Below are 16,940 nucleotides of genomic sequence, written 5' to 3' on the forward strand. Positions count from 1 at the left end.
TGCGAATGCTTAATTTTGCTTTCATTAATGCATTCAGAAAAAAAGTAAGACAATTAAAAACTCTTATCTGTACATGTGTAATTACAGTTTAATCCCTTAAGCCAAGTTTTCATATTTTTCAAAGTCGTAAATTATTTTTCAACTATATATTCTAGAAATTTTAAATTAAGTCGCAATCAAATTTTGAATAAAAAAAATTCTTACTGCCGTAAAATATTATTCTGAAATGTCTCATAACATGAACAATCGAGATATCGAAGAATCATATTGGCAGTAAGACATAGTATATCAATCTAAAAATAATATATCAGATTTATTTTCAAATTGTGGCGTGCCATGTTGGCAGGACATGTAAAAAAATAATTTTTCATAACTTTCGTTAAGTGCTTATTCAAAAAAAGAAAAAAAGGATAGTTTGATGTTTCTAGTATTACTTTACGTAGATGTCGATTTTATTTGGAGGTGACAATGCTGTTGGATTGGTAATGCTCTCCCATACGAAGACTGTTGCTTCATATGTTCCAGCTTGACTTGGGGTCCAAGACTGTGATGGACTAAATGATTGTCCAGCAGTTAGGGATCCTTCAATCCATGACAGTGAAACTGTTACGCCGTTTCCATCCTGAATCTGTACAATGTATGCAAATGCTTGTGCTCTATCTTGGCCGTTTGCCAAATCAGCTGTGACTTGTACTTGTTGGTCTACGGATACACTGGATAGTGCACGTCCGAATGCATCAACAACTCTAACATTAGAAGCTGGAGCTCTCTCTAGAGGAGGTACAATTGTTCCGATTAGCGATGTGCCTGTGATATCAAGTTCGTCTGCAGTTGTGTATGGACTAGGTAGTGTATTGTCCTCATATTCTGCGGTGATTGTGTCACCTTCTGAAACTCTGAGTCGGTGACCGGAAGATCCATCGGTAGTAGTGAAGAACACTGTTCCCTCGAATATTCCAGTTGCCTCGTTAGTTTCAGTTACAGTCAAGTCAATACCACCAGCGTCGGAGTCAGACCAGACGTCGATGTTAAAGTTGTCGACTGCTTCTGGATCCAAGTTCATGTCTGGGTCAACTACGCGTACAACACCTGTACCTTTTGCTGGGTAGCTTGCTTCAAGCCACTGAACTTCACCGATATTCCATCTGATCAATGCTGAACCTATTACAGTCTCATCCTCTGAGAACTCAAAGGATACTGTAATACCATCATTGTCCTTAGCAGGTAGGAATCCATCAGTTGGTCCTGCACCTGCAGATGACTTTGCTGGAGCGGTAATATCGTTAGCGCCATCACCATCGGCATCGTGAACGAAGCCGGTTAAGATAACTTCACCTGTGAAGATACCTGTGTCAGTACCTGTCTCGACGAGTCTGTATCTATCAATAGAGTTGCCTCTTGTAGATACCTTGATTGGATCATTAGCTGATTCACCAATTTCATCAATCAAGTCGCTGTCGAAGTTGTGGTCAGGTGCGACGATGGTAATGTATACTTTATCAGTCCAAGTGTAAACTTTCTGGTCAAGTTCTACTGTTGCGCCAAAGTTGGATGTAAAGATGGTTAAGTTAATGTCCTCTTCCTCTTGTCCAACATAGTCTGCACCAGATGGTCCCCAGTCAGTATATTCTAGTACAATCTCTTCACCTCTCTCTAATCGGTCACCTTTCAAGACTTCAGGAATCTCGATGACTATCTGGAAGATACCAGTAGAGTCACCTGTTTCTCTAAAGTCAGATGGTTCTGGATCAAAGGAAGCTGCTGAGCCACCTGCATTACCCATGGATAGGGTTGCAGCGTCTGAATCCCATTCAATGAGATCAAGATCATAGGTTTCAGCAACATCATTATCAAGGTCCCAGTCTGGTTCAATTACGGTTAAGATCATATCAGAACCAATAATGTAAACAGACTTGTCAGATTGTAATACACCATTTCTAAGGTCAAATGTAGCAGAATCGGTTACAGTGTTTGGTTTTCCAGATGCATCAGTTGGGTCAGTGTATTGTACAGTGATGATATCACCTTGTAAGATACAATAGTTTTGACCGCTTGCGGATGCAGTTGCAAATCGCATTTGTTCACCGCCTCTAGAACCGTTTGTTTGGTGCTTAAATGAGGTGGTTGTTGGACAAATTGAGCTGTCTGGACCATCAGTGTATCTGATGACAAAGTCTAGCTCAAAGATGCCAGCGTCTGGTGCGATTTCAGTAATTGGTCCTAGTTCTGTGGTTCGTTTATCCTTATCAAGAGATCTAACTGGATCTTTACCAATTGTGATCTTACCTGGTTGGGCAGTTACGTTACCAGCAGTTGCTAGTGTCAATACTTCGGCTGCTCTGGACACTGTGATCTTCACAGGGCCAGATTTACCAGCAATTGATTGTGCGATTTTATCTTCACCGCTTGCTGAGACATCAAAGTCTGGATCGTTTACTCTGACGTGAATTGTCAAGTCACCCTTGTTCAAGAATGCACCAGCTTTTGTAATTGGTGTTGCAGCTGGGCTAGCAGAAGTGTTTGGAGCCTGTGTTGCAAGGCTTTGGACTCCTGTTGCATGAATTGGGAATATTGAGAATTCGTTAGAATCAGTTGTTCCTGTTGGAACAGTAAAGTCTGCTGGAATACCAAATGGAACTGGGTAAACAGTTCTATCTAGGCTGACTGAACCAGTGTTGGCTCTGATTCCTGCAGAATCTCCTACTTCGATAATCTCACCTGATGCGTCTCTGTAATCAACATAGTTAACTTCCATATCAACTCCCGTAGTACTTCTTGTTGTAGTATCAGTGTTACAATAGTCGGCTGGGACTTGGAAGTCACCAGTAAAGACACCGCTAGAAGCAGTTGTCTCAACTAAAGTAAATCCTGTTGCTACTAGACCTGTATCACCAGATGGTGCACATGTAAAGGTACCATCGTTAGTTGGGTTGTTTGTCCATCTTGCATCATCAAATGTGATGTCAAGCAGTCTACCGAATGCTTCTCCTTCGGAGTTCAATCCGTAGAATGGTGAACCCACAGCCTGGTACGCCTTGTCAGTAAGTACACTGACTACGGTGTAAATCTCGATAGTATCTGTATCTGTGTTAAGGTCTTGGTCTTCAAGTGTTACGGTTACTGTATCAGCAATCTTGTAGGTGTTTGAATCAAATGAAACCACACCAGAGTGAGAAGGTGCTTCTTGTTGGTCAGCAATCTGTGTTGAGACACCGTCTGCTCCCAAGTCAAGATAGTTAATTCTCACTGAATCCTCATCAGTAAAGTCTTCGTTAACAACAATCTGGAGATCATCATTAATTGTTCGAATGGACTCATATGTTGAGGATTGGTTAGTGTTTAGTTGGTTTAGCATAATGTATTCAACTGTTCCTACAAATACACCTGTGTTATCATCGGTCTCTTCTAATTCTGCTCTGTAAATTGCATTGTTGTATCTGTCAGAGGAAGTAATACCGTCATTGTCGGTACCAAACTTGAAGAAATCAACAACTGCCATTAATGCAGATGAATTAGTAAGAGTCATTATCTTTTGGCCTCCTGTTCCGCCATTACCGGCACCAGAAGAGGCACCAGATGGGAAGAATTGGAAGTCTACTCTTAGAGTACCAGTACCACCAATTGATGAGTCACCAACTGCTGCGCCACCGAAACCGCCGCCACCACCTACGTTCAATCGGATTAATCCGCTTGAAGCAGTGATTTTGCCTTTGGTTACGTTAACTGCAGTTGTAGCTGAGCTACTGTCTGTGGTTGCGTTTGCAATTAGTATGTTAAATGGTACAGCTGTTGCATTTAATGCACCGGTGATACTTCTAATGTCGTAGTTAAGATAATGATAGATTGAGTTTGTTGTTCCATTGTTAAGGAATTTAGATAGATCATTCATGGTTTTACCAGTGAATGTATAGTTGAATGAAGTGCCATCAACAAAGCCACTACATTTAGCTTGATTACCAACTCCTGGAGAGTTAGCACATGACTGTACGGTAGTTCTTGCTCTTTGGCTGAATGATTCAACTGTTGTAGAGGTAACTGCATTACCGCCAGAACCTTGACCGTTAGTACCGTTAGTTATTGAAACTAGAGTACTTGATGCGGTAGTAGTTGTTGGTAATGTAATTGGAGATCCAATCTTGATGGTTGGGATAAGCTTTACGGCTGCATTGTTTACATCCAAGTCCTCATCTGTTAGTGCATTCAAGTTTGAGTCGTTATCGGTTAAACTAACTTTGATTCTCTCACCAGAGTTCCATTCATCGCCAACACTTGCTCCATCCATATCAATGGTTGCAAAGAAGTGTCCGACTAGACCTGAAACAAATCCTGGAGAATCATATTCTATCTCAAATGTCTGTCCTCTTTTTGCAGTTGATGCAATAATCAGATTTGCTTTGCTGTCACCAGAACCATAGTTGACAAAGGTTGCAGAGTTGCCACCTGTTTCAACAAAGTTTACTGGGAAGCTTGCAGCGGTGATTTGACCGCCAGTGCCTATTACGGCTGAACCTTTGGTTGCACCTGTTGCAGTGATAACAGTAATTGGATAGTCTTCGTTAGCTTGTAAGTCGATTTGAACTGTTCCTTGTGGGGAACGCTTGATTGCTACTAGTTCATCAAAGTGTGGGTCACCCATTGTTGGTGATTTGATACCAGAAGCATCTTTCAATGCGACTGTGTTAACAGCTCTTGCTGCACCATCTTCATCATAAACACCATAGAATATGGTCTTGTTTGAGGAAGAGGTACCAAATACCCATGTATCTTCATCAGTTGGATCAACATTCAATCCTTGGTCAGTAATTGTTACAATAACATCTGCACCCAATGGGTACTTTGTTCTGTCAAGTACTGGCTTTGACTCTACTGGATCATCTAAGAGTAGGGTAACTTTTTCGCTACCACCTGCTCTGTTATATACGATATTCATGTTTGAGTTTTCAGCAACATCATAGAGTTGAATGAATGGCCAAAAGTTAGTATCACGGAATTTAATTTGTCCTGGTCCAGTTGCTGTAACGCCACTGTTGAGAGTTTCATTCTCTCGAATGACGTTCATTATTTTATCACCTGGATTTGGATTTGCACTTCCTGAAATGGCTGTAAGTGGTTTTGCAGCTGCTTGGCATGCAACTAATGCAGTGGTACCATCAGTACCGTTGCTAGTTGCGCCACCTGCACCTGCTGCAAAGTATCTTGGTACAGCATATCCTGTTGTTGCAGACAAATCAATTCCTAGTGGAGTTGATGCGCTGTTCAAACAGAATTGTCCAACGTTTAGTCCAAGTCCTAAGGCTTGAGCTGTTCCGTTGGTGTTGCCCAATACTGCATCCATGTTTTGCATGGATACTCTATCTGCAACATATGCATACCAAGCACCATCAGTTGCTTGTGCCATTCTAACTTTCTTACCGTTGAGTGATACGTTTGGTTCACCTTTACCCTGGTCAGTGTCACTGATCAGTGGGTCGATTACAACAATTTCAATTACGTTTCCTGGACCAATCTCATTTAGTGAGTTGTGTCCTTCGCCGGAAACGAAGAGGTGTGGATTGCTTTGTTTGGCTACTGCAAATGCTTCAGGAGTAACTCCTGGGATAGCAAATGTCAGTGAGCCAGCTATCATAATTGTCATTAATGTAAGACTAGTTATTTTGCGTCCTATCTCGTTATTCATATTATTACAGGCTTGGTTTGAAAATTATTATTAGTGCATAACTGTAAAATTGTGGCGTGCTATCAATTTACGCATGAATGGATCATTTGCTCACAAGTTTTATTAACATCATAGCAGGCCACAACAAAAACTAAGTTTACAAATAATACTTGAAATAATTTTTTTTGATGTTTGATGCCAACAATTCGGTAACGAAAAATTTGCAAAAGAATAGTAGCATGCATAATTATACTACGTTTAATGAAAGTTCGATTTTAAGAAATCTTTTATTTGTATGCGATAAATGTTGTGGCCCTACAGTACCAACAGCATCATGTATGATTTGTAAAAAATGTTCTATCAGAAACTGTGTAAAATGTTCTTCGGATGTATTCATGGATAAACATCAAAAATGTATTGTGCTAATATCTTATTTATATAAATTAAAAAACAAATAATTCAAAATTAACGTCTACTCAGTTATTACAATAAAAGATGGTCTCCATGCAAGAGGGTCTTTTGTAATCTTGTATGCCTTTTCGAACCATTCAAGGGCTTGATCATAGTCTCTCATTTCTTGTAATGCATTTGCTTTGTTAACTATGGCACCAAGTTTTCCAGGATTTATCTCAAGGGCTTGATCATAGTAGCTAATGGCCTCTGGATATTTTTCTTGCTCGTATAGAACAATTCCCTTGTTAACTAGCGCTGCGTATAGCGTCTCCTGTCTAACTATATTGGAGTTATCAATTACCCTATCAAAATAAGACATTGCTTCTGTTTGATTTCCATATATTGATAATGCAATTCCAGCGTTCACTACTGCCCGATAATCAACAGACTTGTTTTTTTCTCCAATTTTTATTGCCTGATCAAAGAGTTGCTTGGCACCATCAAGATCACCTGTACTTGCCTTTGCGATTCCCTTATCCACCATTGCCCTAACATTATCTGGGTTTCTCTTTAGAGCCTCATCAAAGTAAATAATTGCATCCTCATGGTCACCATACTTTAATTCCTCGATTCCTTTTTCGACAATTTTTTCAAAGGAATCATAACTTGATGGTTTAGGGGTTTCGTTTTGAGATCTATCATCAGATGGATTAATGATTATGAATTTGTTTTCTATTAGATACTCTATAGCTTTGAGAAACTCTTTTTCAGTGATTAATCCATCCCCAAACCATTTAGCAGTATTTTTCACCCAAGTCGGAACTTGTTGTGCAGACACATCTTGAGTTAAGACAATTGGCGATAGTAACAAAGACATGCCAAAAATAATTGCGATTACTTTATGATTCACAATAAGCATGGGAGTAATTTCTTATTAAAGATACACACTATAGATTAAGAAAATTTGAAAGTTAATTGTTAGGATTGAGCATAAAGCCGATGATTCAATAATGGAAAGGGATTCATAATGGTGGTAATCAAGAGACTTGAATCTAATAGTTAGCTGCCCAAGACATTTTGAAACTGAAACCATACAAGAGATCAAAGGAATACTTGAAGAAATAGGGGATGAAGATCCCAAAGTTACAATAACAAACATTTCTGGACTCTTAACTGTTGAAACATCTGTTGAGCCTTTGGATGTCACCAAAAGGATTCGTGAAAAAATAGAAGATGAACCATGGTCAATCAGATACATTCTAAGAGTTATTCCGATTCAAGTTTCAATTGAGACCACACCTGAAAAAATTGTAGAGGAAACACTAAAGCTTGCAAAAAAAATCAAGGAGGATCAAACCTATAGAATCACCATAGAGAAACGAAATTCCAATATCTCAAAATCAGAATTGATTTCAAAAATAGCGGACGGAATTTCAAGAAAAGTTTCACTGGAACAATATGATTGGATAGTTTTGGTAGAAATTTTAGGCAATAAAACAGGACTTTCAGTTTTAGCAGGTAAAGATATTCTCAGTATAGAAATTGCAAAACGCGAGTTATCCGAATAAAACTGCAGCCTTTTCTACCAAGATGTCCTCCAATGGCGTTTGAGAATCTACTGCATCTAGATGCTTTTTAGAAATTTTAAATTCTTTTTTTAGAAATGGTTCTGAATTAATTTTTGATTTGCTCAAAAAGGACTCCAATTCTTTGTAAAGTTTATCTTGTATAGATTTAGGTCCAATTGAAATTATTGTGAATAAAGTATTAGGATTAATTCCAGCTTTTGATATGGCATCAGAAATTTGAGTTGTACAAGCAAATCGCATTAACATATCAGTCTCAATTTTGTTTGATAGAAGTGTGTTATTTTTCTTAGAGTCCAATGAAAGCATGATAATCTTTTTTGCATGATTTGAATTGAGGATAAATTTTGAAGATATAGCCTGAATAATTAATTTAGGATATTTTTTTCGAAGTGAATCTAAAAATGACTCATCAAGGTTATGTTTTGATTTTATGTGGATTAATTCTACTTGGTTGCGTCCAATTTTTAATTTGATTCTGGGAGATCCACCATGAATAACAGGTATAATACTCACTATATCGTCCTTGGAGATTTTTGTTGCCCGTCCCTCCAATGCAGAAGAATCAATGCCATTAACTGCAACAAGAATATTTTTTGTATCAAGATCAGGTGTGTTGTTTGGTTTGTTTTTTAAAAGATTGGAAAGTAACTCATTAATTGTCAAGTTTTCAACATCAAGTTCAATTTTTTCAGTTGAAAAGGATTTTTTTGCCCCGCCAAGAAGTTTTACAGTTACCATCAAGAATCATGAATATTGGTTAAAAATTAACCTTACAATATTGAAAGAATGGAAATTATTCTTTAGCCTCTGAGGTTTCTGGTTCTTCAGTATCGGCTTCAATTGTTTCTGAAACAGAATCAGATTCTTCAGTTGCCTCAATCTCATCACTTTGAGATTCAAGTTCTGCTGATTGTTTTGCTCGCTCTTCTTTTAATTGCTGATCTCGAATTTCATGTTTGAGAAGTTTTGTGATGTATCCAGCAATCTCATTTTTTAGTCCTTTAGAACGGATAATTGAGATTTTATCTAAGGTTTTTTTGTTATCACCAAAGTCTACACCAAATTGTGATTTGTGTTCCTCTAGTATTTCCATAGATAATCGCTTAATTCTATCCACGAATCAAAATATCAGGGAGGGTATTTTATACCTATACGCCCAAATACGCATTAGAGTTTTTCTCAATTAGGGTACACATCTCATCATATGTTTTTCTTAGTACTTTGGAGGCACAAAAAACAACACTAGGAATAAAGCTAATCTGTGCAGATTTTAATGCAAAACATCTGGAGAATCTTACTGGCCCGTCTGTTTCAACTAGAATTTTTTCTTCTGTAGTATTTGATAGTAAAGTCTGCTTGTCTTGTGCATAAATCATAACAGGTCCATAAGAAACATAGAAATTCAAATCCATTGCTTTTTGTAATTGCTTTTTACTTCCATCAAACCAATGCAATAATGCTTTATCAAGAGAGTATGAGGTCATTACATCAAAAATTTCATCAAGGGTTTTTCGTGAATGAATAGATACTGGTTTGTCGTATTTTTCTGCAAGCGACAGTTGTTCTTCAAAAACTTTTTTTTGTTTTAGGAATTCACTTTCATTTTCTGTATATGTTCTGTCCAGTCCTATCTCTCCAATTCCAGCAATGCTTGCGTGATTTTCATTAATTAGATCTACAACAGAGTCTTGTTTTTCTAATGCCTTTTCAGGATGTATCCCGATGAAAGGCAGAATTAACGAATTGGATTTTGATATTTCTATAGTTTTGATAGAATTTTCATAATCCATTGAAACGCAACATGCTTTAATGTGAAGTTTTTCCATGCTCTTTTTGATATATTCCATATCAGAGTCGTACTGAGGATCAGAAAGATGAATATGAGAATCCATCAACCATGTCATGTTTTTCATTGGAGTGACTTGTTAAAATAGTCTGCATAAATCGATTCCTTTGTGATATTTTTTCACTCAATGTCTTTTTTCATATAATTAAAAAATGAAATTTATGAAATCAACAGAGCTGGGATTATCAGCTATGTATAGAATTTTAAAAAAATCAGGGGCTGAGCGAGTCAGTGACGAATCAGCTGATGAGCTAAGGCGAGTTATTGAGGATATAGCTGGACAGATTGCCAAAAATGCTATCGACATGTCAAATCATGCTGGGAGAAAGACTGTCAAAGCAGAAGATGTCAAGCTTGCATCAAAGCAGTTTTTCAAGAGCTGACCTAAAGAGTTTAATTGTTGATTACTTGTTTTTCTGACTGCGGTGAGGTGGCAGAGTGGTTATGCGTGGGCCTGCAAAGCCTATCTATAGGGGTTCAAATCCCTTCCTCACCTCTTATTTTACATAGATTTTTCCCATCATCCAAGGATGTAGAGTACAGAAATAATCAAACTCTCCAATTTTATCAAAATTTACTGAAAATGTTTCACTAGGATCTAAATGTCCGCTATCAAAAAGTTCAGTTGGTGAATCATAAAAGCCGCTTGTAACACTATGAAACGCTACATCATCATTCTTCCATGTAACAGATTCACCGGCACTGATTGTAAACTCGTGAGGGACATAACAGGAATTTGTTTTTTCACATCCAGGTCTTGATGATTTGTTAGTCATTACAATGTCATAGTCAGATTCTGTGTCTTGTGCACCGGTTGTTTTTTCTTTTGATGTAAAGTCTAATTCAGAAGATGATTGGGAATTATTTGAGTCTGCGATATTTACTTGTAGAGTAACAGCAAATATTGCTACAATTGAGATCCCTATTAAGCCAAGCCAGATTTTTTTTTGCATCTTCATTCACATAGAAATTGAGTTATTATGTAATTACCAGCTTTTCTAAATATATAGGATGTTAAGCAAATCGCTTGGCACAAAATAGATTACTAGAGTATATTCCGGGTTCACGCTCATTACTAATTCAAAAAAATTCCACTCCACCACTTGAGGGATTCTCTGAGAATGTTCAACAAAGTATTCAGGAATATGCTGAAAGTGCAAAAAACGAAGTTGAAAAAGGGAATAATTTTCTACAATGGGTTTTGACCAGAGTCTTTGAGGCAACAGAAGATGATGCTGCAGATGCAATAGTTGATGGCGCAAATGATCTTGGAATTGATGCCTACCTGCCAGTGGATTTTTCAGATAACAAGATTCGTTTGTTCCAATCAAAATATGGAACTTCACACTCAGTTGATGCAGTAATTAAATTCAAAGAAGATGTAAAGCGACTCTTAAGCAAAGACGTTACAAAAATGAGGCCAGAGCTTGCGCATTTGGTTACCAAGATTAAAGAAAAGCACCTCAAGATTGAGTGCTGCTATGTAACAGATCAAAGAGTAGACTTTGAGGATGATGCGGTAGAAATTATTGGAATTGATGAAATAATAGAGATACTTTGGGCCAGGATAAAAAAGCCGGCAGCAGGAAAAAAATCATCAATAAAACTTGAAAAGATGCTACGCCATGACAATACAATTTTGGGAATCTTGAAGCTTCGGGAATTAACAGAATTTGTTACAAAGAACAGGGATTATGTCTTTGAATCAAACATACGACAATGGATGCAGTTTAAGACGACTGTAAACAAAGGCTTGCGCGAAACATTACAAAATGATCCTGGAAAATTCTTTTACTACAACAACGGCATTACAATAGTAGTTAGCGATTTTGAAGAAGTTGGAGATAATATCATCAGCTTGTATGCACCACAAATCGTTAATGGCGCTCAAACATCAAACTCAATATTAGATCATGCCAAGAGAACAAAAAATCTTGATGGAAGCATGACTGTAACCATCATAAAGGCAGATGATGAACAAGAACAAAACAACATTACAAAGTATAGAAACTCTCAGAACTCTGTTCGCGGAAAAGACCTAGTTTCATTAATGGATTTTCACAAATCAATTAAATCACAGCTGAAAAATTCCGGATACTTTTATGAGATTCAAGCAGGCTCTTTTGATTCTAAAACCAAATCAAAACAATGTGAGTATGTTGGTGAGCCATCATACAATGTGTATCTTCCTGACAATCACAAAAAAGTAATTGTAGCAAAAGATGCCATACAAGCTCTAGTTGCAGGAATAGAACAAAGACCCACAGAAGCATACAGTTCACCTGCACAGTTCCTTCCACGAGGAAGCAAGTATGATGATGTCTTTAATGACAACTTGAAGGATGACTATAGACTGTTACTTTATCCATATCTAGTCAAAGAGTACGCCAAAAAGACCCTCAAATATGGAAAACAGGGTGCCCACAAGACAAAACGTTACGCAACTCTCTTCTATCTTGCAGTATATTTTAGAATCCTACACAAAACAATACTTGAAACAAAAGGTGATTTTAAGACTGATGTGATAAAGCTAGAGCCAGTATTTCGCAGCTTCAAGCTTAACACTAGAATACTAAAGCTTGCAGACATTGTTGTTACCAAATTTTTAGAAGACACAGTAGTAGATGATGAGATAGAAATTGCCAATACAAAACACAACTTCTTTTCCCATCACGTATGGAGTGACTCCATGCTTCGTGTTGTTGATAAAAAAATCAAGCAAGAAGAAGAAGAGATTGACGCCATAAAGAAGCTAGTCTCAAACATTTTGTAAGATTAGAAGGTAGTAGTCCAACCAAGTAAAAATTTGCAGGAGGTTTACATTGGCCAGACTGCTACCGTATTTTCAATATTATACAGTATTATTTAACATGACGACTGATCCCAAATTTACGAGAGCAAAATTTCAAAATCATTTTTATATAGATCATTAAGAGCAGAATCAAAATGCCTGATAAAGCAAAATGCACAGTTTGTGGAAATCCAATTTCATTAAGATATGAACCAATGGATGAATGGGGAATCAAAGGACCACTATGTGGCAAGTGTTATTCACAGAAAATTTCAGAGCATTATCCTGGAAAACATGTTAGAGTAAGTCTTTACGGAAAGAAAGAAGCCTAAGAATTATTTTTTGTTCAGTTTGTTAACATAAAGACAATTCCATGCTAATGGGTCATCTTTTACTTCATCTTCGCTAAGAAATGCAATGTCTGTAATGGTCTTCTTTTTTTTCAGTAATGTTACTTGAAAGCTTTCAAACTTTCTGCATTTACAGTCATCATAAAAGCACTCATCATTATCCTTTGCATCATCATGATCCTCTTTTGCATGACCACAATCACATATTGCATCATCTTTAACGTCTGCCTTTGATTTTCTTGAATACATTCCCAGCCGTAGATATGCCTCTCCACCATATCCTTTCTTAAAGCGCTCATAATTTTCAGATTTTGCCAGAGTCTTGTAAAATGAGATGTTTGAGTCAGGCTTTTTTGTTTCAGCGCCTAAAACAAACCAGTATTGATCTCCAATTTCAACAAATCTTGCTTTTATTGTTGGATCTACCCACCAGTGAATTACATCATGCCATAGGTTTACTGCTTCCTTTCTATCAGAGAACAGAGGAACGATATTCATTCTGAGATCAAAATATCGATATGCAACGCCAAGAAAATCATCAAACCAAGGAATAGGTGATTGACTGGACATTGTCACAAAAATGAGGCTGGATTATATGTATCTGATCGTATTGAATGGTAATACCCTTATATGATAGTTTGAAGGTTTAGCAGATATGGTAGCTTATAGAACTAGTATGCAAATTGTAGCTGATCTACTTACTGCTACTGAACAGTCTGGTCAAGAAGGAATCAAGACTACTTCGCTACTAACCAAGGCAAACTTGTCACATTCAAGACTGGCAAAATTTGTTGAAAACTTGACAGGAGCTGGTTTGATTAACATTATCGAATATGACGGAAAGCACACTTACGTAATTACACCAAAAGGAAAACAATACTTAGAATCATATCAGAAATTCTCAACTATAGCAGAGTCATTTGGATTAGAGCTATAGATTATTTCTTTGATTTTTTATTTCGGCGTTCTTCTCTTTCTTTTCGTTTAGCTTGTTTTCTGTCGTATCTGCTCTTAAGTGAGCCATACATTATCACAACAATTGAGCCACCAAGCATGCTGTAAAATAATATTAGTTCAGGCGGGTCTTTAGTAATAGCAATACCCATTCCTGCAATAAGAAACATCAAGACAACTAGAAGATACTTATCCATGAGATGGCTAGATAACAAAATAATATATCTTTTCAACTTTTAGTCAATTTGGGGCTGAAAGATCTGTGAGTAAAATTTTGGAATTGATTGGGTTTGGATTAATCGGAGGAACAGTATATGCATATCTTGGATTGATTGCAAACAAGGATCCTTTAGGATGGCCAATTTTTTGGAGCTGTGCAGGAGGGGCATTAGCAATAATTGTTCTTCGAAAAAAGAGGGCCCCAAAAGCGTAGTAATTGTGTGAACAATTTCAACAAGATGTATTTTTGATCAAAGATTGATCAAAGTCAATTCAACCGACAGATCTATAAAGGATGATCCAGGGGTATAATGGGGGAGCATATGAATAACGAGGAAAATAAATGGTGGAAAGGATTGGCCGATGAATTAGAAGTTGACATCGAAGCCTTTGATGAATAAAGCTCCTATCTTTTTCTAAAAATTTTGTATCATAATTTAGAGCCTCGGGTGGGCTTCGACCCCACGACCTAACGCTTACGAGGCGTTCGCTCTACCAGGCTGAGCTATCGAGGCATGACTCGATTTAGTTGTCAGAGTTTATAAAAAGCCTTTCTGACTTTGATCAAATGAAAAAATCCATCTCCGGTATCAGAGGGATTTTCGGAAAAGATTTGCTGCTAAATGATGTTTTAGAATTTTGCAATAATTTTTCAAAACTAATTGAGACGGGAAAATGTGTAATTGGAAATGACACAAGACCATCTGGGGATATGATAAGAGAGACGGCAAGTGCTGCAATAATGCAAAATGGAATAGACATTCTAAACTTGGGAATGGCTCCAACACCTGTTGTATTTAGAGAAGCAAGAAGGATTGGGGCAGGCATTGTAGTTACATCTTCACACAATCCAATAGAGTGGAATGGCTTGAAGTTCATCAAAGATGGAAGAGGAATTGTAGAAGAGGAGCTAAAGACAGTAACTACTCATCAGGAAATTCAAAAAGCAAAGATTGGCAAAGAGGAAAAAATCGAGTCAGATTACGTAAACGATGCTGCTGCCTTAATTGGAGAGATGAAAAAATCATCCAAGGTTGTAGTAGACATTGGTGGAGGAGCTGCAAAAAACATTGTTCCAACTTTGCTAAAAAAACTTGGATGTACAGTGAATACGATAAACGATGATGTTTCCACATCATCACGTGGACCTGACCCTACTGCAGATTCATTAGATACTCTTCTTAGTGCAACAAAAAATGCAGAGATTGGATTTGCATTTGATCTTGATGGAGACAGACTGGTAGTAGTCAATAATGGAAAAAAACAGACACCTGATGTTACACTTGGCTTGGGCGTTGCAAAAGCCCTTGAGCTAGGATACAAAAAATTTGTTCTAAGCATAGATTCAAGCGTATCAGTTGAGAAATTTATCAAAAATAATGGAGGAACAGTTCAAAGATCAAAGGTGGGGGAGGCAAACGTAATTGAATTAATGCAGAGCTCAGGAGCGCAAGCAGGCGGTGAAGGAAGCAGTGGGGGTTTCATCCTTCCTGAATTCAACTATTGCAGAGACGGCATATTGACTAGCGGATTCATTGCATCAATGCTTGGAGATAAGAGTTTTAATGATATCTTGTCATTTATGGAAAGTTATCAGCAGATTCGCAACAAGGTATCAGTGGAATCAAATCTACATGATGATGTCATTGAAAACTTGATTGGTACCATGAAGGAAAGATATAGTGAAATCAGTACACTTGATGGCATTAAAGCAGTAATTGATGAAGATACTTGGACATTGATTAGAAAATCAAACACAGAAGATATCATCAGAGTATCAACTGAGTCAAATGACATTCAAAAGGCTCAACAAGTTCAAAAGGACACAGAACAACTAGTTAGACAATGCTATGAAAAGATTAGATGAAGGAAAAATTATAGAAATTTTTCAAAAAAAGAATCAAAGAAAATCATTTGTCCCAGAAGATGTAGAGGTATTTAGGATTGGGGATGAGTTGTGTGTATCATCTATTGATACTCTAGTTGAGAGCACAGATGTACCACCACAGATGAAATTTTCAGAGATTGCAAGAAAGAGTGTTGTTTCTGCGGTAAGTGACTTTGCAGCTAAAGGAGTAAGACCAAACTTTGCAATCATTTCAGTCACTATTCCAAGGAAGGTTAATTCAGAAAAGATCAGTGAATTGGCTACTGGTTTTGCCAAGACTGCTAAAGAGTTTAACATAAAAATTCTTGGAGGCGATACAAATGAGGGAAAAGAGATTACAATTAGCGTTGTACTATTTGGTTTTGCAAAAAAGATTCCAAAGAGAAGTGGGGCTAAAATTAATGATAGAATATTTGTAACAGGAGAGTTTGGAAACTCTGCTGCAGGCTTGCAAATACTTCTAAGAGGAAAAAAAGCTGATGGTACGTTCAAGAAAACTGCAATCAATTCTGTTAAAAAACCACAATGCAGATTAGAATTTGGAGTAAAAAATCAGAATAAGTTTTCTTCATCAATGGATTCCAGTGATGGCCTCTCCACATGCCTAAATGAGATGGCAAAACAGAGCAACAAGCAATTTTTCATCGATAAACTACCTGCAAACCCAAAACTCTTTGAATTTGCAAGTAAGAATAGGCTTGATCCTGTAGATTTGATATTCAATGGGGGAGAAGAATACGAGATAGTTTTTACCGCATCTCCAAGAAATGTAAAAAAATTACAGGTATTTGCAAAGAAAAGTAAGATCAATCTCATAGAGATTGGCAGAGTCATTCAAGGAAAGGGAGTAGTTTTGCTAAATAATGATAAGAAAATCATTCTAAAAGACAAAGGCTGGAGGCATTTTAAATAAAAAACTCTGTCAAGAGTACTAGTTTGCTTTTAGTGTAAGATCAGCAGTAATACCATCTTTGACAGGTTGAATAATAGAATTTAATGCGTTTTCAGATTGAGTAATCTCTGAAGTTGGGTCTTGCTTGGGCGTGCCTTTGGTGGGGGAAATTTCTACATCAGACCTTTGAATGGAATCTAAAATAGACAGGGTCAGTCCCGTTGCAAGTACTCCAACTATCAGATAGGTTGCAATCTGATTGTTTGTTTTTTGAATGGATTGCATTTTCCTTCAAAATGAAATAGCGGTTTTGGTTAAAACCATTGATTAAATTTGATTTTAACAAGAATCCTTAAATCAAA

The 16,940-nt window shown here is 37.2% G+C and carries 15 protein-coding genes and 2 tRNA genes; 7 read left to right on the forward strand and 10 right to left on the reverse strand.

Translation table 11 applies throughout. The features are described 5' to 3' along the window. Positions 1-430 precede the first annotated feature (430 nt). Both DWQ18_07730 and DWQ18_07735 read right to left on the reverse strand, forming a co-directional pair. Positions 431-5,677, reverse strand: coding sequence for a hypothetical protein (locus tag DWQ18_07730; GenBank protein ID RDJ33055.1), 5,247 nt, complete (start codon positions 5,675-5,677; stop codon positions 431-433). Between the two features lie 451 nt (positions 5,678-6,128). Further along, positions 6,129-6,968, reverse strand: a complete 840-nt coding sequence (locus tag DWQ18_07735) for a tetratricopeptide repeat protein (protein RDJ33056.1) — start codon at positions 6,966-6,968, stop codon at positions 6,129-6,131. A gap of 127 nt (positions 6,969-7,095) precedes the next feature. Here DWQ18_07735 and DWQ18_07740 point away from each other — a divergent pair, with 127 nt between their 5' ends. Next, positions 7,096-7,617 (forward strand): RNA methyltransferase, encoded by a 522-nt coding sequence (locus DWQ18_07740; GenBank protein ID RDJ33057.1) that lies wholly within the window; start codon positions 7,096-7,098, stop codon positions 7,615-7,617. On the opposite strand, the gene DWQ18_07745 is transcribed toward DWQ18_07740, so the two are convergent. The 3 genes from DWQ18_07745 to DWQ18_07755 are packed head-to-tail and all read right to left on the reverse strand — an operon-like array spanning position 7,606 to position 9,542. Then, entirely contained in the window at positions 7,606-8,376 is a 771-nt protein-coding gene (locus tag DWQ18_07745) for a thiamine biosynthesis protein ThiS (protein RDJ33058.1), read from the reverse strand. The genes DWQ18_07740 and DWQ18_07745 overlap by 12 nt on opposite strands. Positions 8,377-8,431: 55 nt before the next feature. Continuing rightward, complete coding sequence (locus DWQ18_07750; protein RDJ33059.1) at positions 8,432-8,755, reverse strand: hypothetical protein; 324 nt, start codon at positions 8,753-8,755, stop codon at positions 8,432-8,434. Positions 8,756-8,786: 31 nt separating this feature from the next. Further along, complete coding sequence (locus tag DWQ18_07755; GenBank protein RDJ33440.1) at positions 8,787-9,542, reverse strand: TatD family deoxyribonuclease; 756 nt, start codon at positions 9,540-9,542, stop codon at positions 8,787-8,789. A gap of 103 nt (positions 9,543-9,645) precedes the next feature. On the opposite strand from DWQ18_07755, the gene DWQ18_07760 reads away from it, so the two are divergent. Both DWQ18_07760 and DWQ18_07765 read left to right on the forward strand, forming a co-directional pair. Beyond that, the gene (locus tag DWQ18_07760) at positions 9,646-9,867 is read left to right on the forward strand and encodes a histone (GenBank protein RDJ33060.1); all 222 of its coding nucleotides are present in this window, start codon (positions 9,646-9,648) and stop codon (positions 9,865-9,867) included. A gap of 41 nt (positions 9,868-9,908) precedes the next feature. After that, positions 9,909-9,980, forward strand: a tRNA-Cys gene (locus DWQ18_07765). 1 nt (position 9,981) lies between these two features. Here DWQ18_07765 and DWQ18_07770 read toward each other — a convergent pair. Beyond that, a complete protein-coding gene (locus DWQ18_07770) occupies positions 9,982-10,437 on the reverse strand; it encodes a hypothetical protein (protein ID RDJ33061.1) in 456 nt (151 codons plus the stop codon). A 74-nt stretch (positions 10,438-10,511) separates the two neighbouring features. Here DWQ18_07770 and DWQ18_07775 point away from each other — a divergent pair, with 74 nt between their 5' ends. Beyond that, entirely contained in the window at positions 10,512-12,257 is a 1,746-nt protein-coding gene (locus DWQ18_07775) for an abortive phage infection protein (GenBank protein ID RDJ33062.1), read from the forward strand. A gap of 353 nt (positions 12,258-12,610) precedes the next feature. Here DWQ18_07775 and DWQ18_07780 read toward each other — a convergent pair whose 3' ends face one another. Continuing rightward, complete coding sequence (locus tag DWQ18_07780; GenBank protein RDJ33063.1) at positions 12,611-13,195, reverse strand: hypothetical protein; 585 nt, start codon at positions 13,193-13,195, stop codon at positions 12,611-12,613. Positions 13,196-13,301: 106 nt separating this feature from the next. Here DWQ18_07780 and DWQ18_07785 point away from each other — a divergent pair, with 106 nt between their 5' ends. Then, positions 13,302-13,562, forward strand: a complete 261-nt coding sequence (locus DWQ18_07785) for a transcriptional regulator (GenBank protein RDJ33064.1) — start codon at positions 13,302-13,304, stop codon at positions 13,560-13,562. Position 13,563: 1 nt separating this feature from the next. Here DWQ18_07785 and DWQ18_07790 read toward each other — a convergent pair whose 3' ends face one another. Beyond that, positions 13,564-13,776: a hypothetical protein gene (locus DWQ18_07790; protein ID RDJ33065.1), complete on the reverse strand. Its 213-nt coding sequence runs from the start codon at positions 13,774-13,776 to the stop codon at positions 13,564-13,566. Positions 13,777-14,239: 463 nt separating this feature from the next. Continuing rightward, positions 14,240-14,313, reverse strand: a tRNA-Thr gene (locus tag DWQ18_07795). A 53-nt stretch (positions 14,314-14,366) separates the two neighbouring features. On the opposite strand from DWQ18_07795, the gene DWQ18_07800 reads away from it, so the two are divergent. Together DWQ18_07800 and thiL are read left to right on the forward strand one after the other, a co-directional pair. Further along, positions 14,367-15,665: a phosphomannomutase gene (locus tag DWQ18_07800; GenBank protein ID RDJ33441.1), complete on the forward strand. Its 1,299-nt coding sequence runs from the start codon at positions 14,367-14,369 to the stop codon at positions 15,663-15,665. After that, positions 15,649-16,599 (forward strand): thiamine-phosphate kinase, encoded by a 951-nt coding sequence (gene thiL / locus DWQ18_07805; GenBank protein ID RDJ33066.1) that lies wholly within the window; start codon positions 15,649-15,651, stop codon positions 16,597-16,599. The genes DWQ18_07800 and thiL overlap by 17 nt, the downstream gene beginning before the upstream one ends. Positions 16,600-16,617: 18 nt before the next feature. Here thiL and DWQ18_07810 read toward each other — a convergent pair whose 3' ends face one another. After that, the gene (locus DWQ18_07810; protein ID RDJ33067.1) at positions 16,618-16,863 is read right to left on the reverse strand and encodes a hypothetical protein; all 246 of its coding nucleotides are present in this window, start codon (positions 16,861-16,863) and stop codon (positions 16,618-16,620) included. Positions 16,864-16,940: the final 77 nt, after the last annotated feature.

It is taken from the genome of Thermoproteota archaeon (assembly GCA_003352285.1).
Classification (GTDB): Archaea; Thermoproteota; Nitrososphaeria; order Nitrososphaerales; family Nitrosopumilaceae; genus PXYB01.

Bases quoted from the DNA above. Each gene is read 5' to 3' on its own strand.
- thiL (RDJ33066.1), top strand. From the start codon at position 15,649: ATGAAAAGATTAGATGAAGGAAAAATTATAGAAATTTTTCAAAAAAAG.
- DWQ18_07770 (RDJ33061.1), bottom strand. From the start codon at position 10,437: ATGCAAAAAAAAATCTGGCTTGGCTTAATAGGGATCTCAATTGTAGCA.
- DWQ18_07745 (RDJ33058.1), bottom strand. From the start codon at position 8,376: ATGGTAACTGTAAAACTTCTTGGCGGGGCAAAAAAATCCTTTTCAACT.
- DWQ18_07755 (RDJ33440.1), bottom strand. From the start codon at position 9,542: ATGACATGGTTGATGGATTCTCATATTCATCTTTCTGATCCTCAGTAC.
- DWQ18_07785 (RDJ33064.1), top strand. From the start codon at position 13,302: ATGCAAATTGTAGCTGATCTACTTACTGCTACTGAACAGTCTGGTCAA.
- DWQ18_07810 (RDJ33067.1), bottom strand. From the start codon at position 16,863: ATGCAATCCATTCAAAAAACAAACAATCAGATTGCAACCTATCTGATA.
- DWQ18_07735 (RDJ33056.1), bottom strand. From the start codon at position 6,968: ATGCTTATTGTGAATCATAAAGTAATCGCAATTATTTTTGGCATGTCT.
- DWQ18_07730 (RDJ33055.1), bottom strand. From the start codon at position 5,677: ATGAATAACGAGATAGGACGCAAAATAACTAGTCTTACATTAATGACA.
- DWQ18_07760 (RDJ33060.1), top strand. From the start codon at position 9,646: ATGAAATCAACAGAGCTGGGATTATCAGCTATGTATAGAATTTTAAAA.
- DWQ18_07790 (RDJ33065.1), bottom strand. From the start codon at position 13,776: ATGGATAAGTATCTTCTAGTTGTCTTGATGTTTCTTATTGCAGGAATG.
- DWQ18_07780 (RDJ33063.1), bottom strand. From the start codon at position 13,195: ATGTCCAGTCAATCACCTATTCCTTGGTTTGATGATTTTCTTGGCGTT.
- DWQ18_07800 (RDJ33441.1), top strand. From the start codon at position 14,367: ATGAAAAAATCCATCTCCGGTATCAGAGGGATTTTCGGAAAAGATTTG.